Origin of the sequence: Dokdonella sp., assembly GCF_044227025.1 — a bacterium.
Classification (GTDB): Bacteria; Pseudomonadota; Gammaproteobacteria; order Xanthomonadales; family Rhodanobacteraceae; genus Dokdonella_A.
In genome coordinates this window covers 227087-251402 of record NZ_JBGAFX010000004.1, presented here as the reverse complement: position 1 = coordinate 251402, position 24316 = coordinate 227087, and the positions used below count along the sequence as shown (strand labels likewise).

18 protein-coding genes are annotated in these 24316 nt (G+C 68.3%); 7 read left to right on the top strand and 11 right to left on the bottom strand.

Annotation, left to right across the window (positions count from 1 at the left end):
• Positions 1–169: 169 nt before the first annotated feature.
• From ACILRJ_RS11500 to ACILRJ_RS11485, 4 genes are all read right to left on the bottom strand, one after another.
• The gene (locus ACILRJ_RS11500; protein ID WP_395683327.1) at positions 170–1420 is read right to left on the bottom strand and encodes a hypothetical protein; all 1251 of its coding nucleotides are present in this window, start codon (positions 1418–1420) and stop codon (positions 170–172) included.
• Positions 1407–4109: an FG-GAP-like repeat-containing protein gene (locus ACILRJ_RS11495; RefSeq protein ID WP_395683326.1), complete on the bottom strand. Its 2703-nt coding sequence runs from the start codon at positions 4107–4109 to the stop codon at positions 1407–1409. Before ACILRJ_RS11495 ends, ACILRJ_RS11500 begins: the two co-directional genes overlap by 14 nt.
• 94 nt (positions 4110–4203) lie before the next feature.
• Positions 4204–5931, bottom strand: coding sequence for a glutamine--tRNA ligase/YqeY domain fusion protein (locus ACILRJ_RS11490; protein ID WP_395683325.1), 1728 nt, complete (start codon positions 5929–5931; stop codon positions 4204–4206).
• 281 nt (positions 5932–6212) lie between these two features.
• Entirely contained in the window at positions 6213–6515 is a 303-nt protein-coding gene (locus ACILRJ_RS11485) for a DUF3253 domain-containing protein (protein ID WP_395683324.1), read from the bottom strand.
• Positions 6516–6680: 165 nt separating this feature from the next.
• Here ACILRJ_RS11485 and ACILRJ_RS11480 point away from each other — a divergent pair, with 165 nt between their 5' ends.
• Genes ACILRJ_RS11480 through ACILRJ_RS11470 form a run of 3 tightly spaced genes read left to right on the top strand, consistent with a single transcriptional unit; the run spans position 6681 to position 8577 of the window.
• Positions 6681–6944: a DUF2007 domain-containing protein gene (locus tag ACILRJ_RS11480; protein ID WP_395683323.1), complete on the top strand. Its 264-nt coding sequence runs from the start codon at positions 6681–6683 to the stop codon at positions 6942–6944.
• Between the two features lie 38 nt (positions 6945–6982).
• Positions 6983–7645: a glutathione S-transferase family protein gene (locus ACILRJ_RS11475; protein ID WP_395683322.1), complete on the top strand. Its 663-nt coding sequence runs from the start codon at positions 6983–6985 to the stop codon at positions 7643–7645.
• Positions 7645–8577, top strand: a complete 933-nt coding sequence (locus tag ACILRJ_RS11470; protein ID WP_395683321.1) for a DMT family transporter — start codon at positions 7645–7647, stop codon at positions 8575–8577. Before ACILRJ_RS11475 ends, ACILRJ_RS11470 begins: the two co-directional genes overlap by 1 nt.
• Before the next feature lie 409 nt (positions 8578–8986).
• Here ACILRJ_RS11470 and ACILRJ_RS11465 read toward each other — a convergent pair whose 3' ends face one another.
• From ACILRJ_RS11465 to fusA, 3 genes are all read right to left on the bottom strand, one after another.
• A complete protein-coding gene (locus ACILRJ_RS11465) occupies positions 8987–9475 on the bottom strand; it encodes an REP-associated tyrosine transposase (RefSeq protein ID WP_395683320.1) in 489 nt (162 codons plus the stop codon).
• Between the two features lie 221 nt (positions 9476–9696).
• Positions 9697–10257 (bottom strand): hypothetical protein, encoded by a 561-nt coding sequence (locus ACILRJ_RS11460; RefSeq protein ID WP_395683319.1) that lies wholly within the window; start codon positions 10255–10257, stop codon positions 9697–9699.
• 86 nt (positions 10258–10343) lie between these two features.
• Complete coding sequence (gene fusA, locus ACILRJ_RS11455) at positions 10344–12392, bottom strand: elongation factor G (RefSeq protein ID WP_395683318.1); 2049 nt, start codon at positions 12390–12392, stop codon at positions 10344–10346.
• A gap of 188 nt (positions 12393–12580) precedes the next feature.
• Between fusA and ACILRJ_RS11450 the strand changes: the two genes are divergently transcribed.
• From ACILRJ_RS11450 to ACILRJ_RS11440, 3 genes are all read left to right on the top strand, one after another.
• Positions 12581–13315, top strand: coding sequence for an alpha/beta fold hydrolase (locus ACILRJ_RS11450; RefSeq protein WP_395683317.1), 735 nt, complete (start codon positions 12581–12583; stop codon positions 13313–13315).
• A 189-nt stretch (positions 13316–13504) separates the two neighbouring features.
• Entirely contained in the window at positions 13505–14197 is a 693-nt protein-coding gene (locus tag ACILRJ_RS11445; RefSeq protein ID WP_395683316.1) for a hypothetical protein, read from the top strand.
• 185 nt (positions 14198–14382) lie between these two features.
• Entirely contained in the window at positions 14383–15801 is a 1419-nt protein-coding gene (locus tag ACILRJ_RS11440; RefSeq protein WP_395683315.1) for a UbiA family prenyltransferase, read from the top strand.
• A gap of 93 nt (positions 15802–15894) precedes the next feature.
• Here ACILRJ_RS11440 and ACILRJ_RS11435 read toward each other — a convergent pair whose 3' ends face one another.
• The 4 genes from ACILRJ_RS11435 to ACILRJ_RS11420 all read right to left on the bottom strand — a co-directional run bounded on the left by ACILRJ_RS11435 (position 15895) and on the right by ACILRJ_RS11420 (position 21542).
• Positions 15895–18156, bottom strand: a complete 2262-nt coding sequence (locus tag ACILRJ_RS11435; protein WP_395683314.1) for a molybdopterin cofactor-binding domain-containing protein — start codon at positions 18154–18156, stop codon at positions 15895–15897.
• A complete protein-coding gene (locus tag ACILRJ_RS11430) occupies positions 18153–18692 on the bottom strand; it encodes a (2Fe-2S)-binding protein (protein WP_395683313.1) in 540 nt (179 codons plus the stop codon). Before ACILRJ_RS11430 ends, ACILRJ_RS11435 begins: the two co-directional genes overlap by 4 nt.
• A gap of 406 nt (positions 18693–19098) precedes the next feature.
• Positions 19099–20439 carry an amino acid permease gene (locus tag ACILRJ_RS11425; protein WP_395683312.1) on the bottom strand — a complete coding sequence of 447 codons (1341 nt, stop codon included), beginning with the start codon at positions 20437–20439 and terminating at the stop codon, positions 19099–19101.
• Between the two features lie 206 nt (positions 20440–20645).
• A complete protein-coding gene (locus tag ACILRJ_RS11420) occupies positions 20646–21542 on the bottom strand; it encodes a PhzF family phenazine biosynthesis protein (RefSeq protein ID WP_395683311.1) in 897 nt (298 codons plus the stop codon).
• A 165-nt stretch (positions 21543–21707) separates the two neighbouring features.
• On the opposite strand from ACILRJ_RS11420, the gene ACILRJ_RS11415 reads away from it, so the two are divergent.
• Positions 21708–24308 (top strand): bifunctional aspartate kinase/diaminopimelate decarboxylase, encoded by a 2601-nt coding sequence (locus tag ACILRJ_RS11415; RefSeq protein ID WP_395683310.1) that lies wholly within the window; start codon positions 21708–21710, stop codon positions 24306–24308.
• The last annotated feature ends 8 nt before the right edge of the window (positions 24309–24316 follow it).

Genomic DNA, 24316 nt, shown 5'->3' with positions numbered 1-24316 from the left:
CGGGACTCGCCGCGACGCGGCTCGACCCGCCCTACGGATGCGCCCCATCCGTGTGCACGCGTAGGGCGGTACGCGCAAGGCGCGTGCCGCCGTGGCATGGCTTGCGATCGCAATCACCAGTGAGCGTGCAGGCTGCGGCGGGACTCGCCGCGGCGCGGCTCGACCCGCCCTACGAGGATGCGGAAAGGTCGGTCGCGCCCAGGCGGATCGCTTCGAGGGCGGCGTGATGGGGATCCATCCAGCGCGCCGCGATCTCGCGCAGAGCGTCGGTCGCGGCTTCATTCTTGGCGGCGCGATCATCGACGAATGCTTCGCGCGGATGCTTCGAGTGATGCGCCCGCGCGGCCGCGAACCGCTCGCGGTCGACGGCGGCGGGATCGAGGCCGAACAGTCGCGGGATGCGGGTCGACAGCGCGTCCGACGTGGGGTCGGCGAGCTCCGCGTAGTTGACGAGCTGCGCGGCCTGCGCGTGCGGCACGACGGCGGCGCAGAGCGAACCGAGTACGCGTGCCGCGTGTTCGATCGGCAGCTGCGTGTCGTCGGTGAAGGCGGGTGCGAGCCAGGCTTCGGGCAGCATGCCGGGCACCGTGTGGCGGCCGGGTTCCTTCTGGTGCGAAACCAGCACTTCGAGCGGATCGCGATACGCGAACAACCACGGCACCTCGGGCAGCAGCGAGCGCAGCACGCCGAGCGCGAGCGCGTGCCATGCGTCGAGCTTGATGACGACGCGTGCATCGTCGTGCGCAGGCTGGCGCAATGCGGCGAGCGCGGCACGGAACGTGGACGCGGTCGGGTCCATGCCCGACAGCGCAGCGGTGAGGGCGGTGTCGAGCAGCCCCGGCTCGCTGACCACGCGCGTGCCCGGCCACGCCTTCAGCACCTGCGCGATCAAAGTCGAACCACAGCGCGACTCATGCAGAACCAGGCCCGCGAGCGGCAGTGCATCTTTTTCGAGCTCGGCGACGAACGCGGGCGTGAGCGGCGTGCGTTGCGCGAACCAGCGGTTGAACGGGCGATAGCGCAGCGTGGCGACGATTTGCTCATGGAACGCGACGGTGTCCGGCACTTCACCGCAACCCCAGACGATCTCCGCACCCGCGCCACTCCACTCCAGCACGAGCGGTTGCCAGCCGCGCCGCTGCGCGAGTGGCCACGTGGCGCGCGGCGGATGGGGCGGCGCAGCGCGCTCGAACGCGAGCGTCGCCAGCGCGGGCGCATCGTCCGCATGGCCGTGTGCCGCGTTCGCCGCCAGCAGGGCTGCGTGGAGTTCGTCCGGTTCATTGATTGATGCGAGCCGTGTGGCGAGCGCCGGCTTGCGTGCCAACCAATCGGCGCACCGCGCGAGCGCGGGATCCGTGGTCGCAGCGGCGCTGCCGCTTGCGACCGCCGCAGCAAGCCGTGCTTCGTCAGTCGAAGCCATCGGCGAAGATCGCGTCGCCCAGGATGGTGCCGATGGCAGGACTGCCCGTGACCATCGTGCGGAACTGTTCGTTGGGGAGTACCGATACGAAGCCACCGGTGAGCACGTCGTTGACGACGACGAGATCGAGGCATCCATCGCCGTCGACGTCGATCGGTATGCTGGAATACGGCCTCGTGCCCGCGTCGATCGCGGATGCATCGAACGTGGCCGACGTCGCGCCCGGGACCGTCGCGTTGAGCAGCAGCGTCGCGCCAGCGCCTTCCTGGTCGGTCGCGACGATGTCGGCCCTGCCGTCGCCGTCGATGTCGACGGCCCGGTCCGCGTAGGCGTGGGCGCCGGCAGTGATTGGCGCGCCGACGATGAACGCGGCAGCGGTCGCGCCGGGCTCGGTGATGTTCAGCAGTGGCGACACGGTGCCGTCGTTGCGGTTGGCGACGAGCAGGTCCGGCTTGCCGTCACCGTTGATGTCCGCGACCGCGGCCGCGCGCGGCGCGTCGCCGACACCGAAATCCTGCGGCGGTCGGAATGCGAGCGGACCACCGGCCGGCGTCGCGTTGAGCATCACCGACACGCTGTCGAGCCCGAGGTTGACCGCGACCAGGTCGTCGAAGCCGTCGCCATTGAGATCGGCCGCGGTCACGAAATTCGGCGAGCCGACGGCGAACCCCTGCCGCGGCGCGAAGCTCACGCTCGACGCTCCGGCGTTCGTGGTGTTGAGGAACACGTCCAGTTCGAGCAAGCCCCAATCGGCGGCGACGATATCGACCTTGCCGTCGCGATCGAGATCGGTGGCGACGATCGAATTGGCCGCGTGGCCGACTCCCGTCGCGATCGTCTGCATCGGCGTGAACGAGCTAGCCGCGGCTCCGGGCGGGGTGGCGTTGAGGCGCACGGACAAACGGTTCGCGACCGAGTTCGCGGTGACGATATCCGGCCTGCCGTCGCCATTGAGATCGGGAGCGATGACCTGCAAGGGTTCGTCGTCGTCGGCGAACACCTGCTGCGGCGCGAAGGCGGGCTCGGCGCCGGGAGCCGCGGTCGCGTTGAGCAGGACGGAGATCGAATCGTCGGACGCGTTGTCGACGACGAGGTCGGGTTTGCCGTCGGCGTTGAAGTCGGCCGCTGCTGCGTAGCGTGGTTGCATGCCGACGGCGAAAGTCCGAGCCGTGGCGAACGCGGGCGACGCGCGATCGACGACGGTTTCGCCGAGCACCGTCAGCAGTCTGTTGCTGACCTCGTCGCTCACGAGGATATCGACGATTCCGTCTCCGTTGATGTCCGCCGCAGCGATGCCCGACGGATACGCCGCGGCGAGCGGGATCTGCGATTGCACGGCGAAGTCGAAATGCGACGCGCCGGACGTGGTGGTGTTGAAAAGCAACGTGGACGCGAAGGAAACGTTATCCGCTACACCTACGTCGAGTCGCCCGTCGCCATTGAGATCGGCCACGAACACGTCCACGGAATGCGCGGGGACCGCGAATGCATCGGGTGCGGCGAAGGTCGCGGTCATCGAGCCCGCAGGCGTCGTGTTGCGAAGGATCGACACCGTGTTGGCGCCGGACGTTGCGACGACGAGGTCGCGCCTGCCGTCACCGTCGATGTCGGCAGCCACGATCCTCCTCGGCTCGGTGCCTGCCGGAATCGCCTGTGGCGGCGCGAACGAAACACTTGTGTCACCCGGTGCCGTCGTATTGAGCAGTACCCACAGTTGAGCAGCATTGAGATCTCCGACGACGACGTCCTGGCGGCCATCCCCGTTGAGGTCCGCGCAGGTCACGTCCCACGTGCCCACTCCGGCGGGAAAGTCCTGTCGCGGTGCGAACGTGACCACCGATGATCCCGGCATCGTCGTGTTGAGCAACACGGTGAGGCCCGGCGTAGGGGAGAAATCGTCGTGCGAGGCCACAACGTCGATGCGGCCGTCACCGTTGAAATCGGCGACGGCGATCGAGCGGGCATCGAAAATCCCGACGACGAAGGTCTGCTGCGCGGCGAAGGTCGGCGTGGTCGCTCCGGGCGCCGTCGTGTTGAGGAGCACCGATATCGTATTTTCGAGAAAGTTCGCGACGAGCGCATCCGGCCTGCCGTCGTTGTCGATGTCGGCGACGACGAGGGTTCGAGGCGTGTCACCGGTCGCGAACACGCCCGGCGCCGCGTACGTGGCGACGCCTGCCCCGGGCGGCGTTTCGTTGAGAAATACCAACATTGTGTCATCCGAGGCCGCGAGGACGAGCACGTCCGGCCTGCCGTCGCCGTTGACGTCCGCGGACACCGGTGAACGAGGTGAGTCGCCAGCGGGCGAAGCCAATGGAATCGCATAGCTGGGGATGACCCCCACGCCGATGACATCGTCGACGAGGAGTTGGAACGTTCGACTCTCGCTCGCACCCGTCGCGGCGTTCACGGTGACGGGAATCGTCGCCTGGTCGCTCCCGGCCTCGATCGTGACCGTACCCGAGGCCGCGACGTAGTCCGTACCCGCGACGGCGGTACCGTCGATCGTGTGGTAGCGCACGAGCGCGTCATAGGCGAGATCACCGCTGCGCGTGAGAGGGAACTCCATTTCGGTCGGCTGCCCGCCCGGTGCCGCGGTCGCGTTGTCGACGGTGACGGTGGTCGGTGCTGCGCCGGCGAGCGGCACGACGCAGCAGACGAACAGGGACGAAAGTAGTTTCAGTCGCATGGAACACCTCATCGCTTATCGGCGCGCGCAGTCCCCGAATACTCGCAGCATTTTGTTACATAACACATTGATTTCGCGCGTGCCCGCGTTTCGTTCACGCCTTCGCGTACGAATCGCGCAAGGTCGCGGCGCGGTTGAACACCGGTTTCGCTTCGGCGTGGTCGTGGCGATCGGCGACGAAATAGCCGAGGCGCTCGAACTGCACGACGTGTTCGCGCTGCGTCGTCGCCGCAACCGGTTCGACCCAGGCCTGCACGACGCGCTTGGAATCGCGGTTGATGTGGTCGGCATAGGTCTTGCCGTCGCTGGTGTCATCCGGGTCGGCGCAGGTGAAAAGGCGCTCGTACAGGCGCACTTCGGCCGCCACCGCGTGTCTTGCGCTGACCCAGTGGATCGTGCCCTTGACCTTGCGGTCAGCGCCCGTCATGCCGGTGCGGGTGTCCGGGTCGAGCGTGCAATCGACCCGCGCGATGGAACCATCGGCGTTCTTCACCACTTCGTTGCAGCGAACGATGCCGACGCCGCGCAGGCGCACTTCGCCGCCCGGCACGAGGCGATGGAAGCCCTTCGGCGGCACTTCGAAGAAATCGTCGCGTTCAATCCACAGCTCGCGCGAGAACGGCGCCTTGCGCGTGCCGAGCTCGGCGTTCTTCGGGTGGTTCGGGAATTCGATCGATTCCTCGTGCGCGGCCTCGAGGTTGGTGATGACGAGCCTGAGCGGATCGAGCACGGCCATGCGGCGCGGCGCGCTCGCGTCGAGCACTTCGCGCACGCAGCCTTCGAGCACGCTGAACTCGATCACCGAGTTCTGCTTGGTCACGCCCGCGCGTTCCCAGAACGCACGGATCGCGGCCGGCGGGAAACCGCGACGTCGCACGCCCGCGAGCGTCGGCATGCGCGGGTCGTCCCAGCCGTCGACGAGGCGCTCGGACACCAGCGCCATCAGCTTGCGCTTGCTCATCACGGTGTAGTCGAGGTTGCCGCGCGCGAATTCGATCTGCTGCGGGCGACTCGCCGCGGTCAGGCCGGCGCGGCGCATCGGTTCGACCAGCTCGGGCATGTTCGGCACGTCGAGCTGGTCGAGGCACCAGTCGTACAGCGGGCGATGGTCCTCGAACTCGAGCGTGCACAGCGAATGGGTGATGCCTTCGACCGCGTCCGACACGCAGTGTGCATAGTCGTACATCGGATAGATCGGCCACGCATCGCCCGTGTTCTGGTGCGATACCTTGCGGATGCGGTACAGCGCGGGATCGCGCAGGTTGATGTTGCCCGAGGCCATGTCGATCTTCGCGCGCAGCGTGCGCGCGCCGTCGGCGAACTCGCCGGCGCGCATGCGCCGGAACAGGTCGAGGTTCTCCTCGACGCCACGCTCGCGCCACGGCGAGTTGCGGCCGGGTTCGGTCAGGGTGCCGCGGTATTCGCGTACTTCGTCTGCGCTGAGGTCGCAGACGAAAGCCTTGCCGTCGCGGATGAGCTTCTCCGCGCACAGGTAGAGGATCTCGAAATAGTCCGAGGCGTGGTGCAGGGAATCCCATTCGAAGCCGAGCCAGTGCAGGTCGGCCTTGATCGCGTCGACGTACTCGATGTCTTCCTTGGCGGGGTTGGTGTCGTCGAAGCGCAGGTTGCAGGTGCCGGCGAAGTCGGCCGCGATGCCGAAGTTGAGGCAGATCGACTTGGCGTGGCCGAGGTGCAGGTAGCCGTTCGGTTCGGGCGGGAAGCGCGTCTTGACGCGACCGTCGTGCTTGCCCGCTGCGCGGTCGGCGATGACGATCTGGCGGATGAAATTGCCCGGTGCGGCGGCAGGTGCGGCGTCGGTCATGCGTGATCGCCGCGTCTGGCGGCGTCCGGTCGAAGGGGAACGCCGAGTGTAGCGGGGCAGGCGGTGAAAGCGAATTGGCCTGGGGACGACGGGTGGAATCAGCAGGCACGAGGTACTTGTGCACCGTTCACCCTGGGCGCAGGCCTGTCCTGAGCGCAGTCGAAGGGCCCGCAGGGCCGGACTCGGAGGCCCGTGAGCGTTCGAAGTGTTTCGACTCCGCGGAGCTTCGCTCCGCTGCGCTCAACACGAACGGATTTGTGTCTTGCCCAGAGGAGCGAGGCTCAGGCGACGCTGCGCACGCCCGGCAGGGTGCGCAGGCGCAGGCGGATCGGCCCGCGCACCTGGCGGATGTCGACCACGCTCTCGTGCTGGATCGCCTCGAGCAACCCGCTTTCGACCAGGGCCGAGGCGACCGTGCGCACCGGCCGCATCAGGTCCTGCCAGCGCCAGCCGATCTGGATGGCCAGCCGATGGGCGGCCTCGCTCGGGCAGATGCTGCGCCCCGCCCCGCGTTCGACCAGCAGTTCGACGACACAGTCGCGGATGCGTTCGGCCAGCTGGTCGTCTTGGAACGGCAGGATCATCCAGGGCTCTCGGAGCCGCGGCGCTGCGCGCCGTCCAGGAGGGCGGTCGCGGGCGGGCGGCGATGATCGGCATAATAGCCACATGCGGGCCGTGCCATGTGCCGCGCTGCGACAGATGCCACGGTTGCTCACATTGGCTGTCCCGCACCGGCGAAGGCGGAGTGGATGAAGATCGTCTATCGGGCCGAGAACATCATCGATGCGAATCTCGTCAAGGGTTCGCTCGCGCTCGACGGCATCACCGCGTTCGTCAGCGGCGAATACCTGACTGGTGCCGTCGGCGAATTGCCGTACTGGAACCTCGTCAACGTCATGGTGGCCGACCAGGATGTCGAACGTGCGGCGCCGATCGTACAGGCGATCGACGACGCCCTGCGCGAGGAGCGCGCGCGCGCCGACGACTGTGCGGGCGACGCGTTGCCGGCATAGATCCTCACCGACCGGATCCCCACCGAAAGGGAAACCCCATGTCCGACACGCCGTTGCTGATCATCGGCAACAAGAACTATTCCTCGTGGTCGCTGCGGCCGTGGCTGCTGCTGCGCCATCACGGGGTTGCCTTCGACGAACAGCGCCTGCTGCTCGACACGCCGGAGTTCGCTCGGACGATCGCCGACTGGTCGCCGAACCGCGCGGTGCCGGCGATGCGCCATGCGGGCATCACGATCTGGGACTCGCTCGCGATCTGCGAGTACGCCAACGAGACCCTCCTCGGCGGTGCCGGCTGGCCGGCCGATGCATCGGCGCGTGCGGTCGCGCGTTCGGTCAGCGCGGAGATGCATTCGGGTTTCCAGGCGCTGCGCAAGGCGCTGCCGATGAACTGCCGGCGCCGCACGCACGGCACGCCGCTCGGACCCGACGTGCTCGCGAACATCGCGCGCATCGGCGCGATCTGGCGTGACTGCCGCGCGCGATTCGGCGCCGGCGGCCCGTTCCTGTTCGGGGGTTTTTCGATTGCCGACGCGATGTATGCACCGGTCGTGATGCGCTTCGTCAGCTACGGCGTGGAGATCGATGCGGTCGCGCAGGCGTACGTCGATACGCTGCTGGACCTGCCGGCGCTGCAGGAATGGCTGCGCGATGCCGCCGCGGAAACCGAATCGCTTGAAGCCACCGACAGGGTCGCCTGATGCACGTGCAGTCGGCGGCCCTCCCGCGCGCAGCGCTGCTGCAAATGATCCTCGGTGCGAGTGCGATCAGCACGACCAGCCTGTTCGTGAAGGTCGCGCATGTCGGCCCGACGATGTCGGGTTTCTACCGCATGGGCTTCGGTGGCCTGATGCTGCTCGCCGGCCTGGTCGTGCTCGGCCAGTGGCGACCTGTGCGGCTGGCGGAGCTCGCCTGGCTGCTGGTGCCGGGTGCCGCGTTCGCGATCGACCTCGTCATGTGGCACCGGAGCATCCTCTACGTCGGACCCGGGCTCGCGACCCTGCTCGGCAATTTCCAGGTGTTCCTGATGGCGCTCGCCGGCTGGCTGCTGTATCGCGAGCGCCTCGGCGCAGCGTTCATCGCCGGCATCGCGCTCGCGTTCGTCGGCCTCTACCTGCTGGTCGGCCTCGACTGGTCGTCGGTCGGCGAGCAATACCGCCTCGGCGTCGTGCTCGGCACCGTCACCGGATTCGCCTATGCGATCTACATGCTGTCGACGCGGCACGCGCAGCGCGCCGGTCATGTGAAGCTCGCGCCGGCGCAGCTGCTGTGCGTGAGCTCGCTGGTCAGTGCGTTCGTGCTCGGAATCGTCGCCCTGGTCGAAGGCGAGTCGTTCGCGATCCCCGATGCGCAGAGCTGGTCCGCGTTGCTCGGCCTCGCATTCTGCGGCCAGGTGCTCGGCTGGGTACTGCTCACGCGCGCGATGCCCCAGTTGCCGGCCTCGACCATTGGCCTGCTGCTCCTGCTGCAACCGGCGCTGAGTTTCATCTTCGACGTGCTGCTGTTCGCGCGTCCTACCCACGCACTCGACTGGATCGGCGTCGCATTGTCGCTGCTCGGCATCTTCGTCGGCTCGTACCGTCCCGCCTCGCGCAAACCCGCGTTGCCGCCGGCGGCGGCCGCTGAACCGTAGGCGGTACGCGCATCGCGCGTGCCGCCGGATCGGCGCCTCATTCGCGAATGGACGCCATGCCGGGATTGGCACGGCGGCACGCGTTGCACGCGTACCGCCCTACGGGGATCTCGCGGCATGTAGGGCGGTACGCGCATCGCGCGTGCCGCCGGATCGGCGCCTCATTCGCGAATGGACGCCATGCGCGGTATGGCACGGCGGCACGCGTTGGACGCGTACCGCCCTACGGGCATGTCGCGGCATGTAGGGCGGTACGCGCGTCGCGCGTGCCGCCGGAGCGGCGCCTCATTCGCGAATGGACGCCATGCCGGGATTGGCACGGCGGCACGCGTTGCACGCGTACCGCCCTACGGGGATCTCGCGGCATGTAGGGCGGTACGCGCATCGCGCGTGCCGCCGGAACGGCGCCTCATTCGCGAATGGATGCGATCAATGTGGATGTGCAGGCTGGATTTTCCGCTCCGCGGCGATGAATCGACGAGTACGGCCATTGCCTCGAATCCTGCACCAGCCCGTGCTTGACGGGGTTTCCATGCACGTAGTCGACGTGCGCGTCGAAATCGCGCTCGTCGCGGATCGCATGCTCCCAGTAGCGTTTTTGCCATATCTGGCGATGGCGTGGGTCGGCGCGCCGGATATCGCTTGAGAAGCGTTCCTTGACGAGCTTCCAGCGCATTGCGAAATCGCAATCACCGGGAGGCAAGGTCCATATCGCATGAAGATGCTCGGGCAGGACGACGATCGCACGGACGTCGAAAGGATGCCGGCAGCGTACCGTCAGAAAGGCCTGTCGTAGCGATGCGATGTGGGAAACCAGCAGCGACTGATTTCGGTCGGCCAGCGCGACCGTGAAGAAGAATGTGCCTCCCGGTATCCAGGCGCGTCGATAGTTCGGCATGCATGAAGCGTGCGTTGATTCGATGGGCGCTGGAAGTGGAGTAGCGATCGAACCGACGTAGGAAAATGCCGTTTCATTGGACTGCACGCGCGCGGCGCGTGCGCCCCCAATCGTGTATCGACGGCGGCACGCGTTAGACGCGTACCGCCCTACGGGCATGTCGCGGCATGTAGGGCGGTACGCGCATCGCGCGTGCCGCCGGGTTCATGTGTGCGATGAGTTCAATGCGGCCAGAGCCAGGCGAACACCGCCGCGGTGGAGAGTGCGAACAGGAGCCCGTCGAGCGCGTCTTTTGCGACGGCGCCCCATGGCTGGCCCCACCAGATACCCTGGATGAACGCGCCGAAGCCGTAGGCCATGAACGCGGCGGTGCCGATCACGCGGAACACGAACGCGAACGCGCTTCCCGCGGCGAGCGTGTGCGCTCCGAGATAGGCGCAAAACAGCGAGATGACGAGGCAGAACACGAACCACTGCGCGAGCGGCTTGCCCATGCCGAATTCCCGTCCTGCACGCAGGATGAACTTTCCGACGGGTCCCTGGCGGAATTTCGCCTGCATCTCCGGGGTACCCATGTCCTTCATGTCCTTGCAGAACGGCATCATGTAGATGCCGGGGTCCGGATTGCCCTTGCGGATCGCGGCGAGGATTTCGTCCTCGTTGCCGAAGCCGTGGTAGTCGGGCGCATGCCACTTGAGCACCATGTGCACGATGCTGCTGACGATGAACACGGCGACGGCGGAAAGCAGGATCGGAAGCCACAACTGCAACAACGAAACCATGGTCGATCTCCTCGGCTGGAATGGCGGGACATGGTTGACAGCCGTCGCCCGCAATGCGCGGACGCCGGCTGGCATCAAAGCGAAGGTCAATCTTCTTCGGGCCGCGGCTTGTACGCCTCGGTGAGCTGCTTCTGCACCTGTGGGGGCACCGGCTCGTAGTGGCTGAACTCGATCGCGTAGCGGCCCTGGCCGCCTGTCATCGCCTTCAGTTCGGTCTGGTAGTCGGTGACTTCGGCGAGCGGTACCTGCGCCTTGATGATGATCTCCCCGCCGCGTAGCGAGTCGGTTCCGTTGATGCGCGCGCGCTTGCCCGCGAGGCCGCCGGTGACGTCGCCCATGTGTGCGTTCGGCACGGTCACGTCGAGGTTGACGATCGGTTCGAGCACCTGCGGCTTCGCCTTGGTGATCGCGTCGAGGAACGCTTTCTTGCCGGCGGAGATGAACGCGACTTCCTTCGAGTCGACCGCGTGGTACTTGCCGTCGTAGACGACGACCTTGACGTCCTGCAACTGGTAGCCGGCGATCGCGCCGTGTTCGAGGACCTGGCGCACGCCCTTCTCGATCGCCGGCAGGAACTGGCCCGGGATCGTGCCGCCCTTGATCTCGTCCTCGAACTCGAAGCCGCCGCCGCGCGGCAGCGGCTCGATGCGCAGGAATACTTCGCCGAACTGTCCGGCGCCGCCGGTCTGCTTCTTGTGCCGGTGGTGGCCTTCGGCCTTCGCGGCGACCGTCTCGCGGTAGGCGATGCGCGGCGGTCGGGTAGTGACCTCGACGCCGTAGCGTTCCTTCATGCGGTCGAGCATGAGCTTGAGGTGCAGGTCGGACAGGCCGCGGATGATCGTCTCGTTGAGTTCCTTGTTGTGCTCGATGCGGAAGCACGGATCCTCCTCGCCGAGGCGGGCGAGTGCCGTTGCGAGCTTCTGCTCCTGGCCCTTGTGCGCCGGCTGCACCGCGAGGCCGAACATCGGCACCGGAAAATCGACGGGTTTCAGGTGGATCTGGTCCTCGTCGTGCGAATCGTGCAGCACCGCGTCGAAGTGGATCTCGTCGACCTTGGCGACCGCGGCGATGTCGCCAGGAATCGCCTGCTCGATCTCGACGTGGTCCTTGCCCTTGAGCTTGAACAGGTGGCCGACCTTGAACGGCTTCTTGCCGTCGTCGATGAACAGCTGCGTGTCGCGTTTGATCGTGCCCTGGTGGACGCGGAACACGCTGAGCTTGCCGACGAACGGATCATTGATGATCTTGAACACGTCGGCGATCACGTGCTTCTTCGGATCGGGATCGGACGTGATCGGTTGCGCATCGGCACCGACGCCCTTGACGAACGGCGGCGGATTGCCTTCCTTCGGGTTGGGCAGCAATTTCGCGGCGAGGTTGAGCAGCTCCTTCACGCCGGTGCCGGTGCGCGCCGACACGAAGCAGATCGGCACGAGGTGGCCTTCGCGCAGGCATTGCTCGAACGCATCGTGCAGTTCCTGTCCCGACAGGCCGGCCTCGCCGTCGTCGAGGTAGTGGCCCATCACGCTTTCGTTGATCTCGACCACCTGGTCGATGATGTGCTGGTGTGCTTCGGCGACCGACGAGAAGTCCGAATCGCCCTGCGGCTGGTAGAAGCAGTCGACCACCGCGCTGCCGTTCTTCGCCGGCAGGTTGATCGGCAGGCATTCGTTGCCGAATTCGTCGCGCAGCATCTCGACCACCCCTTCGAGGTCGACGCCTTCGTGGTCGATCTTGTTGACGACCAGCAAGCGGCACAGGCCGCGTTCGCGCGCGCGCTCCATCAGGCGGCGCGTGGTGTGGGCGACGCCGGTGACGGCGTCGATGACGATCGCGCAGGTCTCGACCGCACTCAATGCGGACAGCGTCGGGCCGCGGAAGTCGGGGAAACCCGGGGTGTCGAGCAGGTTGATGTGCACGTCGCCGACATCGATCGAGGCGATCGCCGCGGCCATCGAGTGTTTTCGTTCCTTCTCCATCGGATCGCTGTCGGACACCGTGGTGCCCTTCTCGATGGAGCCTGCCGTCTGGATCGCGCCGCCGGCATGCAGCAGGGCTTCGAACAAGGTGGTTTTGCCGGCGCTCGCTTGACCTGCAAGCGCAATGTTCCTGATGCCATCGGTGCTGTACGACATGAGCGGACCTCCCATTGGCGGCACCACGCGGCATGTGCCGGCGCGGCTCGAAGGCCGTCATGGTCGTCCGCTCGGCCCCATGCCGGACGGTTCGGGGCGCCACGGGGACGGTCATGGCGGGATGTGCGCCGCAGGCGGGTGCGGCGCAGGCATAGACTTGACCTATCGGAGCGAGGGGTCAAGACGCAATGCGTGATGAGGGGGCGTCCGAGCGTGCCGTCGTGTGCGTGCATGGCGCGGGGGGTGGCGGTTGGGAGTGGGGCATCTGGGCCCGCGCCTTCGCCGTTTGCGGGCGCCCGGTGCTTGCGCCGGACCTGATGCCCGTCGGGGGCGGCCTCGCGGCGACTCGTCTGGCCGACTATCGCGCGCAGGTGGTCGCCTGGTGCGCCGCGTATTCGGCCAATGGGATCGACCTCGTCGGTGCCAGCCTCGGCGGCCTGCTCGCGCTCATGGTCGCGCGCGAAGTGCGCGCACATGCGGTGGTGCTGGTCAATCCGATGCCGCCGGCCGGCTTGCCTTCGCCCGCGCCGCGCTCGCCCGCGGTGATCCGCTGGCGCAGCGACGCATCGCTGCACGCAACCCGGCGCGCGCTGCCGGACGCCGACGAGGCGGCCTGCATGTACGCATTCCGCCGCTGGCGCGACGAATCCGGCGCCGTGCTCGACGAAGCGCGTGCGGGCCTGGTGGTCGATCCACCCGACTGCCCGGTGCTGGTGATCGCGAGCGAACGCGACCTCGACGTGCCGCCGGAAGCGAGCCGCGCGCTCGCGGCGATGCTCGGCGCCGACTTCGAATGCATCGCCGGCGCGAGCCATGTCGGGCCGTTGCTCGGGCATGACGCCGCCCGCACCGCTTCGCGGGTCGCCGACTGGCTCCATGCGCGAAGGGCGAACGCGAAGCGCGATGAAAGCGGAGTCCAGTGAGTTCAAGCCATTGAAAGCAGGGCTGCGGATTTCCGTTTTTCGCGGAAACAGCCGGTAAAAGTCGAGTTGTCCACAGCCCCCTTAACAGCGCTTTAGCACGCGATCATTATCCTGCCGCGACATTCTCCGATCCTTTCTCCCTTGACCGAGCAGCATCCTCCATCGCCAGCGATGCTGCAGCGCGCGCCCGTGCCCCTGTCCGAGCCGGGTCGCCTGCGCTTCGCCGCGGATCGCCTGCCATGGCAACGCAGCCTGCGCTGGGAGAAACCGCTGCGCGACCGCAGGCTGTTGTGGCTCGGCGGATCGATCGCATTCCTGATCACCCTGTTCGAGGTCGTCGGCTTCGGCCTCGGCATGCGCAACTGGCATTTCGCCCCGCCGAAACCGCAGATCATCCAGGTCATGCTGATCGAACCCGCGAGCGAACTGCCGCCACCGCCGCCGGAACCGGAACCGCCGATCGTCTCGCGGCCGAGCCGGGTGAAGGTCGCATTGCCGGAAGTGAAACAGGCGCCACCGCCGTTGACCGCGATCGAGGATCCCGACGCGATGCACGCGCGCGTGGGTGAGGGCGGCAATGGCGCGCCGCGCTTGTTCAATCCGGACGGTTCGATCCGCCTCGGCGATGGTGCACCGACGCTGCCGGGCAAGCCGAAGACCGAGCGCGAGGCAGCGAGGGCACGCTGGGCGCAGATCGATGCGCCGATCAACCCGCTCGACTGCAAGAAGACGCGTTTCGCCGGCGCGTTCGCGCCCGATGTCTCGCTCGGCGACAAGGTTGCGGGCAAGTACCTCAAGTGGGTCGGCCTCTCCGATGCGCAGGCCATCCGGCACCGCGCGGAGAAACGCGCCGACTCCGGCGGTTGCGAACCCGCGAACTAGGGCGGTACGCGCGTAACCCGTGCAGCCGAAGGGGGCATCGCGGCGTGACGCGCCGCTGCGCGCGCGACCTGCTTCCCAGCCTGCGATGCTGGGCGGATGGTTGGGCTATTCTTCGATGCGCCGGCGCGACCGGCATTCCTTCGACACGCGGACGCCCCGGCGTGCGCCCAGCGGCGAGAGTTTGCATGCAGGAAAACGATGTGCCGCTGTGCGTCGACCTCGACGGCACCCTGGTCCATACCGACCTGCTGTACGAGTCGACGCTGGCGCTGCTGCGTCGCAATCCGCTGTACCTGCTGCTGCTGCCGGTGTGGCTGCTGCGCGGCAAGGCGCATCTGAAGCGCGAGATCGCACGGCGCGTCACGCTCGATGTCGCGCACCTGCCGTACGACACGCGCGTGCTTGCGTGGCTGCACGGGATGCACGCGCGCCGATGCGTGCTGTGCAGCGCATCGGACGTAGTCCTGGCCGAAGCTGTCGCCGCCCACGTCGGGGGCTTCGAGCGCGTGCTTGGCAGTGACGGCGAACGCAATCTCGCCGGTGCGCGCAAGGCCGAGGCGCTGGTCGCGCTGTACGGCGAGCGTGGTTTCGACTATGTCGGCAATGCGACGCCGGATCTTGCCGTGTGGTCGCATGCGCGCGAGACGATCGTCGCCAATGCGAGTCGGGCGCTGCTGCGGCGCCTGGGTGGGCGGCGCACGATCGCGCGTGTATTCGAATCGCGCGGCGGATTCGTGCGCGCGGCATTGCGCGCCTTGCGGCCGCACCAGTGGTCGAAAAACCTGCTGGTGTTCGTGGCGGCGATCGCCGCGCACCGGATACTCGATCCGCTCGCATGGCGCGCGACCGTGCTGGCGTTCGTCGCGTTCTGCCTGTGCGCCTCGGGTGCGTACGTGCTCAACGATCTCGTCGACCTCGATGCCGATCGTCGCCATCCGCGCAAGCGCGCACGCCCGTTCGCGGCTGGCCGCTTGCCGATTGCGGCCGGCCTCGTCGCGGCGCCCGTGCTGACGTTCGCGGCGTTTGCGGTCGCGCTGCTGCTGCCGCCGCGCTTCGCGCTCGTGCTGCTGGTGTATGCGGCGACGACGCTTGCCTATTCGTTGCTGCTCAAGCGCATCGTCGTCGTCGACGTGCTCGTGCTCGCGGCGTTGTACACGCTGCGCATCGTCGCCGGTGCGGTCGCGATTCCGGTCGAGGCTTCCGGCTGGTTCCTGTCGTTCGCGCTGTGCCTGTTCCTGAGCCTGGCGATGCTCAAGCGCTACGCCGAAGCGCACCATGTCGCGGCGGACGGGCACGCGGCCATCGCCGGTCGCGGTTACCGTGCCGCGGACCTCGCCTGGATCGGGCGCAGCGGCATGGCGGCCGCCCTGGTCTGCCTGGTCGTGCTGGCGTTCTACATCGACAGCACCAAGAGCGCCGCGTTGTATCGCCATCCGCACTGGTTGTGGCTGCTGCTGCCGCTGCTCGCCGGATGGCTCGCGCGCGTGTGGGCCCTCGCGCGCCGCGGACGCATGCACGACGACCCGGTCGTGTTCGCACTCACCGATGTGCCGAGTCTTGCCGTGCTCGGCGGGTTCGCGGCTACGGTCGCGCTGGCGGTCTGAGCGGCGGGACTCGCCGCTGCGCAGCTCGACCCGCCCTACGGTGCTCCGCCGTCATGTAGGGCGGTACGCGCGCGAGCGCGTGCCGCCGCCACCTCACAGCATCCGCATCAATTCCGGCATCAGCGGCAGCTTGCGCACGCGCACCGTGGTCGCGGCGTAGACCGCGTTCGCGAGCGCGGGCGCGACGCTCGGGATGCCCATCTCGCCGGCACCGACCGGGTCGGCCGTGGATTCGACGATCTGCACTTCGACGCCCTTTGGCGCCTGCGCCATGCGCAGGAGCGGGTAGTCGGGGAAGTTCTTCTGTTGCACCTGGCCGTCCTTGACCGTGATCGCGAGATGCAGCGCGGTCGAGATGCCGTCGATGGTGCCGCCCATCATCTGCGCCTCGACGCCGAGAGGGTTCACCACGCGACCGACATCGACGACGCACACCGCGCGATGGATGCGCAGCTCGCGCCCCTCGACCGAGACCTCGAACGCGTGCGCAGCGTAGCCGCCGAACGTGAAGTGGCAGGCGATGCCGAGGCCGTGGCCGTCGCTGCGGCGCTCGCCCCAGCCGATCTTTGCCGCGCACAGCTTGAGCACATTGGCCATGCGGCCGGTGTCGAAGGTCGGACCGCCATGCCCCGAATAGGGAATCGTGCGCGGCTCGCCGAGCATCGCCAGGCGCAACGCGACCGCGTCCTGCTTGCTTGTGATGGCGACCTCGTCGATGAAACTCTGCACCGCGAACGCATGGAACGTGTGCAGCGGCGCGCGCCACCAGCCGCGCGGCATGCCCGACGGGACGCTGAAGAACGTCTTGTCGAGATTGGCGACCAGGCCGGCCGGGAAATCGTCGGCTTCGAGGCAGCCGGTGTTGATCGGCCGCTTGCGTCCTCCGCCTTCGCGATACGGCCGCGGCGTCGCCGCGCAATGATGCGTCCAGCCGTTGACCTGCTTCCTGCGATCGAGCGTCGCGCTCAGCGCATGCACGCCGAATGGACGGTAGAAGTCGTGCTGCAGGTCGTCCTCGCGCGTCCACATCAGCTTGACCGGGCGGCCCGCCGCCTTGGCGAGCGAGACCGCCTCGGCGACGAAATCGTTTTCGAGGCGCCGGCCAAAGCCGCCGCCGGCGCGCGTCATCTGGATCTCGATGTCCTTGCGCGCGAGGCCGGTCATGCGCGCGATCATTTCCGACGCACTGCCCGGACTCTGCAGCGACGCCACCAGGCGCGCGCTGTCCTGCCTGATCTCGATCAGCGCACCGGGCGGTTCCATCGTCGCATGGGCGAGGAACGGCACCTCGTAGCGCGCCTCGACGAACTGGCGCGCCTGCTTGCGCGCCTTGGCGAAGTCGCCGTCGTGGCGCACCGGTGTGCCATCGGTGTTGGCGTCGAGCAGCGCCTTCGCGGCCGCGGCGAGCGCGGCGCTCGACTCCGTGCTCCACGGCCCATCCTTCCATTTCACCTTGAGCAGTTCGCGCCCCTTGAGCGCGCCCCAGCTGTGTTCGGCGAGCACCGCGACGCCGCTCGCGAGCGGCCCGTCGAACGGCTCGCCGGGCATGGGTCCGGGCAACGCGATCACGTCGACCACGCCGGCGACCTTGCGCGTCTCGGCGTCGTCGAACGAGTCGAGCGTGCCGTCGAGGTGCGGGCAGCGCACGATCACTGCGACCAGCGCATCGGGGGCGTACGCGTCGATGCCGTAGCGCGCGCGCCCGCTGACGATCTCGCGCGCGTCGGCGACCCTGGTCGGCTTGCCGATGATGCGGAACTGTTCGGGCTTCTTCAGCGCGACCGGCTGGTCCGGCAGCGCGATCGACGCGGCGCTGCGCGCGAGCGCGCCGTAGGTCAGCTTGCGTCCGTCCGGCGCGATGACCTCGCCGGCCTCGCTGCGCAACTGCGCAACCGGAAGATTCCATTCCTTCGCCGCCGCCTGCAGCAACAGCCAGCGCGCGCTCGCGCCGGCCTGGCGCAGATCCTTCCAGCCGTCGGACACGCTCGTGCTGCCGCCGGCGCCCTGGTCGCCGTAGCGGTTCGACGGCCCCTGGTCGGTGTCGATGTAGCCGTACGGCAACTGCACCACGCGCACCTGCGACCAGTCGACGTCGAGTTCCTCGGCGATCAGCATCGGCAGCGAGGTGATGACGCCCTGGCCGATCTCGCAACCCCGCGCGCCGATCACGATGCGGTTGTCGCGTTCGATGCGCACGAATGGACCGAGTTCGGTGAGGTCGTCGCCGAGGAGTTCCGGCGGAACGCCCGGCGTCGGTCCGGCGAACGCCGCGCGCACGCCGAGCAGCAGCGCGCCGCTCGCGGTCAGCGAAACGACGAGGAAGCGGCGCCGCCCGCCATCGACCGGCGCGCTCACTTCTTGTCTCCCTGCATCGATTCCGCCGCGCGCAGGATCGCCTTGCGGATGCGCGGATAGGTGCCGCAGCGGCACAGGTTGCCGATCGCGGCGATGTCGTCGTCGCTCGGTCTGGGCTTGCGCTTGAGCAGGTCGACCGCGGCCATGATCTGCCCGGCCTGGCAATAACCGCACTGCGCGACGTCCTCGTCGATCCACGCCTGCTGCACCGGGTGCAGCGCATCGCCCTCGAGGCCTTCGATCGTCGTGACCTTGCGTTCGGCGACGCCGTTCATCGGCATCACGCACGCGCGCGCCGCCTTGCCGTCGATCAGTACCGTGCAGGCGCCGCAGGCGCCGATGCCGCAGCCGAACTTGCTGCCGGTCAGGCGCAGCGTATCGCGCAGGAACCACAGCAGCGGCATCGCCGGATCACCGACGTGGAAATACGGTTTGCCATTCACCGTGACGGGGATCGACGCCTGCACCTTCGGCGTGGGTCGGGCGCCGGATTCGGCAGCGGTGTCGACGGAAGGGGCGGGGGTCTTGTCGGGCATCGAGTCCTCGCGGGCCGCACGCGCGGCAGCTGCATGCGCAATCGGCGCATTGTCGCATGCGCGCGGCAGGCTGCCGAGACGCGGCTTCGATCCGGCGCGCGTGGCGGGCCGGCCGTCGCATGCAGCGGTGTCCTGCTGGCGGCCGCATGCCGTGTCATCAACGCGAGCTGGGATTGACCGGCGGGACTCGCGCTTCGCGCTCGACCCGTCCTAGGGGTTGGGTGAGGTGCACGCCGTCGTAGGACGGTACGCGCGCCGCGCGTGCCGCCGGGCCGGTAATCTTTCCCCTGGATGGATCGGCGGAACTCGCGCTTTCGCGCTCGACCCGCCCTACGGGTTGGGTGAGTGCATGGCGTCGTAGGGCGGTACGCGCGCCGCGCGTGCCGCCGGGCCGTTAGTCGCTACATCATCCATTCACCCTTCCCAAGGCGTAGCGCCAGATGAAATACACCGGCAACCCCGCCAGCGTGATCAGGGCGCCCCACCCGGCGTCGCCGGGGTGCTGCCAGATCGTCGTGCCGACGACGCCGGCGACGACGACGAGGAACACGATCGGCAGCAGCGGGAACCATGGCGTGCGGAACGTCGCGGCGTCGAGCGGCTGGTGGCGGCGGTACCAGAACAACGTCGCGACGACCGCGGCCATGCCGAGCCAGTCGCCGACGGTCGAGTAGTTGAGCAACTGGTCGAACGTGCCGGTCATCGCGAGCATGCTGGCGGCGAACGCGAGCAGCAGCAGCGCCACGTTCGGCGAGCGCCAGCGCGGGTGCAGGCGGCCGGCGGAGCGGAAGAACACGCCGTCCGCACCCATCACCTGGAACACGCGCGCGGCGCCGATCATCGAGATGTTGACGAAGCCGAGCGTGGAGATCGCGATGCCCGCCGCGATCACGCGCGCGCCGGGTTCGCCGAACGCATGGCGCATGAGGTCGGCCGCCGGTGCCTTGCTCGCCGCGAGGCCGTCGTGGCCGAGAACCGAGAGGTAGGCGAGGTTCGCGAGCAGGTAGCACGCGGCGACCAGCAGCATGCCGAAGATCAGCGCGCGCGGGATCGTGCGTTGCGGCTCGCGCACTTCGCCGGCGATGTCGTTGACGTAGTACCAGCCGCCGTACGAGAACAGCACCGGCATCAGCGCGCCGGCGAACGCGAACGGGCTGATCGAGCCGGTCGATGCAACCGGCGGCGGCGCGCCGCGCACCGACAGGCCGACCGTGATCAGGATCGCGATCGCGGCGAGCTTGAGCACCGTGAGGATGTTCTGCGTGAGCGATCCGGCGCGGATGCCGAACCAGTTGACGCCGGCGAGGAACACGATCGCGCCGACCGCGTACGGACGCGGATCGGCGAGCGTGACGCCGAGCGCGGCCGCCGCGTATTCGACGAACACGGTCGCGACCGCGGCGATGCTGCCCGAGTGATTGACGACGAGCAGGTTCCAGCCGTAGACGAATGCGACGACCAGGCCGAATGCATCGCGCAGGTTGACGTAGCCGCCGCCCGCGTTCGGCCGGCGCGTGCCGAGTTCGGCGTAGCAGAGCGCGCCGATCAGCGCGATGACCCCGCCGACCGCCCAGGCGGCCAGTTGCTCACCGCTGGAACCGGTCTGGCGTGCGATCGAGGCGGGCGTGAGGAAGATCCCCGAACCGATGATGCCGCCGACGACGACCATCGCGGCGTCCCATGCGTTGAGGCGTCTCGCATAGCCGACGGGTTGCGCCACCGCTTCGACCGGAGCCGTGTCGTTCATGCCGTTTGCCTCGCCGATCACAGGACCGCGATCATGCCCCAGTCGCGCGCGATCGTCGCGCGGTTCGGGATATTGTACTTCTGTGGGAGCGGCGGAAGCCGCGATGCTTTCCCGGTGCCGAGCGACAGCATCGCGGCTTCCGCCGCTCCCACGAAGAGCACGCTGCGACGAACCGCGCGGCGGCACGCGCATTCGCGCGTACCGCCCTACAAGGCAATCGTGCCGTTGATGCAGGTCACGCAATCGCCGCCGATCGCGATCGTGCCGGCGGCTTCGTCGACGACGACATCGACGAAACCGTTGCGGCCGACTTCGCGGCCCTGGCTTGCGCGGTAGCGCGGGCCGATCGCGGCGAGGCGGCCGTTGTCGCGCAGGAACGCCGCGATGGCCGCGTTGGCGCTGCCGGTGACCGGGTCCTCGGGGATGCCGTCGGCGGGACAGAACGCGCGTACCACGATCGCCGCGTCGCCCTCGGGTTCGCGCGCGAACACGCACAGGCCGACGACGTCGCGCTCGCGCGTGGTCAGCGCGGTGATGCGTTCGAAGTCGGGCTGCATCGCGCGCACCGCCGCGGCGTCCGCATATTCGACCACCAGCCAGCGTGCGCCAACATCGACCAGGCGCGGTGCCGCATGCGCCAGCGACGCACCGCCGAGTACGAGGTCGACCGCCAGCGACGCGGCGGTCGGTTCGAACGTCGCGGTCGGCGCCTCGACGAAGATGCGTGGCGATCCGCCGTTGCGCTCGATGCGCACCGGCAGCAGGCCGGCAGCGCATTCGAGCGTGAGCCGGTGGCGCTCGGCCAGCTGCGGGCGCGCTTCAAGCACCGCGTGGGTCGCGCCGACCGTTGGATGCCCGGCGAATGGCAGCTCCTGGCGCGGCGTGAAGATGCGCAAGCGGAAATCCGCGCGTCCGCCGCGTGCGGCGAGCACGAATGCCGTCTCCGACAGGTTCGTCCAGTTGGCGATGCGCTGCATCGTCGCCGTGTCGAGCAGGTCCGCCTCGAACACGACCGCGACCGGGTTGCCGTAGCCGGCGCGCTGGGTGAACACGTCCACCTGCGCGAAGCGGCGCATGCGTGCCGCGACATGACCATTGCTCATAAGCCAAGCGTTCGTCCATGACAGGGGGTGTGGATTCTGCCGCAAAAGTGCGCCGATCGTGGCGATCAGATCGTTGCCACCGGATTGCCCGCACGGCGCCATCTGGTTGCGTTCTGCTGCGCTGCACGAAAGAATGCCGGCCACTTCCGACCTCCTGGGATCCGTTTGAGCTCCGTCGCGTCTGCTGCGCACAAGCCGTGGGTCGTCGCCAAGTTCGGCGGCACCAGCGTGTCCACGCGTCCGCGCTGGGAGACGATCGCGCGCATCGCCGCCGCGCATCACGCGCGCGGGCGGAATGTGCTGATCGTCGTGTCGGCGTTGTCGGGCATCACCGACCTGCTCAAGCGCATCGCGGAGTCGCGCACCGACAGCGGAGCGTGCCGCGAAGCGCAGGTCGCGATCGTCGAGCGGCACAACACGCTGCTGCGCGAGCTGGAGTTGCCGTCGCGCAATGCGCTCGACGGCTGGCTGGCACGGCTCGACCAGCTCATCATCGATGGCCGTCGCGCCGCCGGCGACCTCTCGTGGCAGGCCGAGGTGTTCGCGCTCGGCGAACTGATGTCGAGCACGCTCGGCGTCTCCTTCCTCGGCACGCAAGGCATCGAAACACGCTGGCTGGATGCGCGCGAACACCTCGTCGCGCAGCCGCTGGCGAACCAGGGCGCGTGGGCGCGCCATCTTTCGGCGAATGTGCCGGCGGTGCCGGACGCCGCGTTCGCCGCGTCGCTCGCTTCACGCGGCGATGTGTTCATCACGCAAGGCTTCATCGCGCGCGACGGCGACGGCGGCACGGTGCTGCTCGGCCGCGGCGGTTCGGACACCTCGGCCGGCTATTTCGGTGCAATGCTCAAGGCAGAATGCGTCGAGATCTGGACCGACGTACCCGGCATGTTCAGCGCCAACCCGCGCGTGGTACCGGATGCGCGCCTGCTCGCGCGGCTCGACTACGAGGAAGCGCAGGAGATCGCCACCACCGGCGCGAAGGTGCTGCATCCGCGTTCGCTCGGTCCGCTGCGCCGCGCCGGCGTGCCGCTGGTCATCAAGGACACCAACCGCCCGCAGCTCGCCGGCACCGAGATCCGCGCGGTCGCCGCCGACGCGGCGCCGTGCGTGAAGGCGATCAGCGCGCGCAAGGGCGTCACGCTCGTGTCGATGGAGACCGTGGGCATGTGGCAGCAGGTCGGCTTCCTCGCCGACGTGTTCGCCGAGTTCAAGCGCCACGGCCTGTCGGTCGACCTGATCGGCTCGGCCGAGACGAACGTGACCGTGTCGCTGGACCCGAGCGAGAACCTCGTCAACTCCGACGTGCTGTCCGCGCTCGCCGCCGACCTCGCGAAGATCTGCCGGGTCAAGGTGATCGCGCCGTGCGCGGCGATCACCCTGGTCGGACGCGGCATGCGTGCGCAACTGCACCGACTGTCCGGCGTGCTGGCCGAGTTCGGCGCGCTCGACGTACACCTGATTTCGCAGTCGTCGAACAACCTCAACCTCACCTTCGTCGTCGACGAGTCGCTCGTCGACGACCTCATTCCGCGCCTGCACGCGCTGCTGATCCGTGCCGACGCGCTGCGCGTCGAGGACGGTGCGGTGTTCGGGCCGAGCTGGCGCGAGCTCGGCGAACCCGCGGCGACGCCACGCGAATCGTGGTGGCGGCGCGAACGCGCTGCGCTGCTGGAACTGGCCGGCGCGGCGTCGCCGCGCTACGTCTACTCGCTCGGCGTCGTGCGCGCGCAGGCGCGTGCGCTGCGCGCGCTCGGCGCGGTCGACCGCTGGCATTACGCGCTGAAGGCGAATCCGCACCCGGCGATCCTGAAAGCGTTGCACGAGGAAGGCTTCGCATTCGAATGCGTGTCGCTGGCCGAAATCGAAGCCGTACGGACAACCCTGCCGACGCTGGAAGCGGAGCGCATCCTGTTCACGCCGAACTTCGCGCCGCGCGAGGAGTACGCGGCCGCGCTCGCGCTTGGCGTGCACGTCACGCTCGACGCGCTGCATCCACTGCAGCATTGGGGCGAGCTGTTCGCCGATCACGCGATCCACCTGCGCATCGACCTCGGCAGCGGACGCGGTCACCACGACAAGGTGCGCACCGGCGGCGACGGTTCGAAGTTCGGCCTCGCGCTCGACCAGCTCGACGCATTCCGCACGCTCGCACGCGAGCGCGGCGCGCGCATCACCGGCCTGCACGCGCACCTCGGCTCGGGCATCCTCGATGCCTCGCACTGGCGTTCGGTGTACGGCCAGCTCGCGAGTCTCGCCGAAGGGTTCAGCCGGATCGAATCGCTCGACATCGGCGGCGGACTCGGTGTGCCGTCGCGCCCTGACGAGAGTGCGCTCGACCTCGCCGCGCTCGGCGAGTCGCTCGCCGAAGTGAAGCGCGCGTATCCGCAGTTCGCGCTGTGGATGGAGCCGGGGCGTTACCTCGTCGCAGAGGCCGGCGTGCTGCTCGCACGCGTCACCCAGACCAAGCGCAAGGGCAGCGTGCACTACGTCGGCGTCGACGCCGGTATGAACTCGCTCATGCGCCCGGCGCTGTACGAGGCGTGGCACGAGATCGTGAACCTGACGCGCCTCGGCGAACCCGCTTCGACGATGGTGCAGGTGGTCGGCCCGATCTGCGAAAGCGGTGACGTGCTCGGCAACAACCGCCGCCTGCCCGAATGCCGCGAAGGCGACGTACTGTTGATCGCGCAGGCTGGTGCGTATGGTGCGGTTATGGCCTCGCGCTACAACCTGCGCGAGCCGGCCGCCGAGGTGGTGTTGTGACGGAAGCG

Coding starts and splice junctions, on each gene's coding strand:
- ACILRJ_RS11500 (WP_395683327.1), bottom strand. CDS start 1,420: ATGGCTTCGACTGACGAAGCACGGCTTGCTGCGGCGGTCGCAAGCGGC.
- ACILRJ_RS11495 (WP_395683326.1), bottom strand. CDS start 4,109: ATGCGACTGAAACTACTTTCGTCCCTGTTCGTCTGCTGCGTCGTGCCG.
- ACILRJ_RS11490 (WP_395683325.1), bottom strand. CDS start 5,931: ATGACCGACGCCGCACCTGCCGCCGCACCGGGCAATTTCATCCGCCAG.
- ACILRJ_RS11485 (WP_395683324.1), bottom strand. CDS start 6,515: ATGATCCTGCCGTTCCAAGACGACCAGCTGGCCGAACGCATCCGCGAC.
- ACILRJ_RS11480 (WP_395683323.1), top strand. CDS start 6,681: ATGAAGATCGTCTATCGGGCCGAGAACATCATCGATGCGAATCTCGTC.
- ACILRJ_RS11475 (WP_395683322.1), top strand. CDS start 6,983: ATGTCCGACACGCCGTTGCTGATCATCGGCAACAAGAACTATTCCTCG.
- ACILRJ_RS11470 (WP_395683321.1), top strand. CDS start 7,645: ATGCACGTGCAGTCGGCGGCCCTCCCGCGCGCAGCGCTGCTGCAAATG.
- ACILRJ_RS11465 (WP_395683320.1), bottom strand. CDS start 9,475: ATGCCGAACTATCGACGCGCCTGGATACCGGGAGGCACATTCTTCTTC.
- ACILRJ_RS11460 (WP_395683319.1), bottom strand. CDS start 10,257: ATGGTTTCGTTGTTGCAGTTGTGGCTTCCGATCCTGCTTTCCGCCGTC.
- fusA (WP_395683318.1), bottom strand. CDS start 12,392: ATGTCGTACAGCACCGATGGCATCAGGAACATTGCGCTTGCAGGTCAA.
- ACILRJ_RS11450 (WP_395683317.1), top strand. CDS start 12,581: ATGCGTGATGAGGGGGCGTCCGAGCGTGCCGTCGTGTGCGTGCATGGC.
- ACILRJ_RS11440 (WP_395683315.1), top strand. CDS start 14,383: ATGCAGGAAAACGATGTGCCGCTGTGCGTCGACCTCGACGGCACCCTG.
- ACILRJ_RS11430 (WP_395683313.1), bottom strand. CDS start 18,692: ATGCCCGACAAGACCCCCGCCCCTTCCGTCGACACCGCTGCCGAATCC.
- ACILRJ_RS11425 (WP_395683312.1), bottom strand. CDS start 20,439: ATGAACGACACGGCTCCGGTCGAAGCGGTGGCGCAACCCGTCGGCTAT.
- ACILRJ_RS11420 (WP_395683311.1), bottom strand. CDS start 21,542: ATGAGCAATGGTCATGTCGCGGCACGCATGCGCCGCTTCGCGCAGGTG.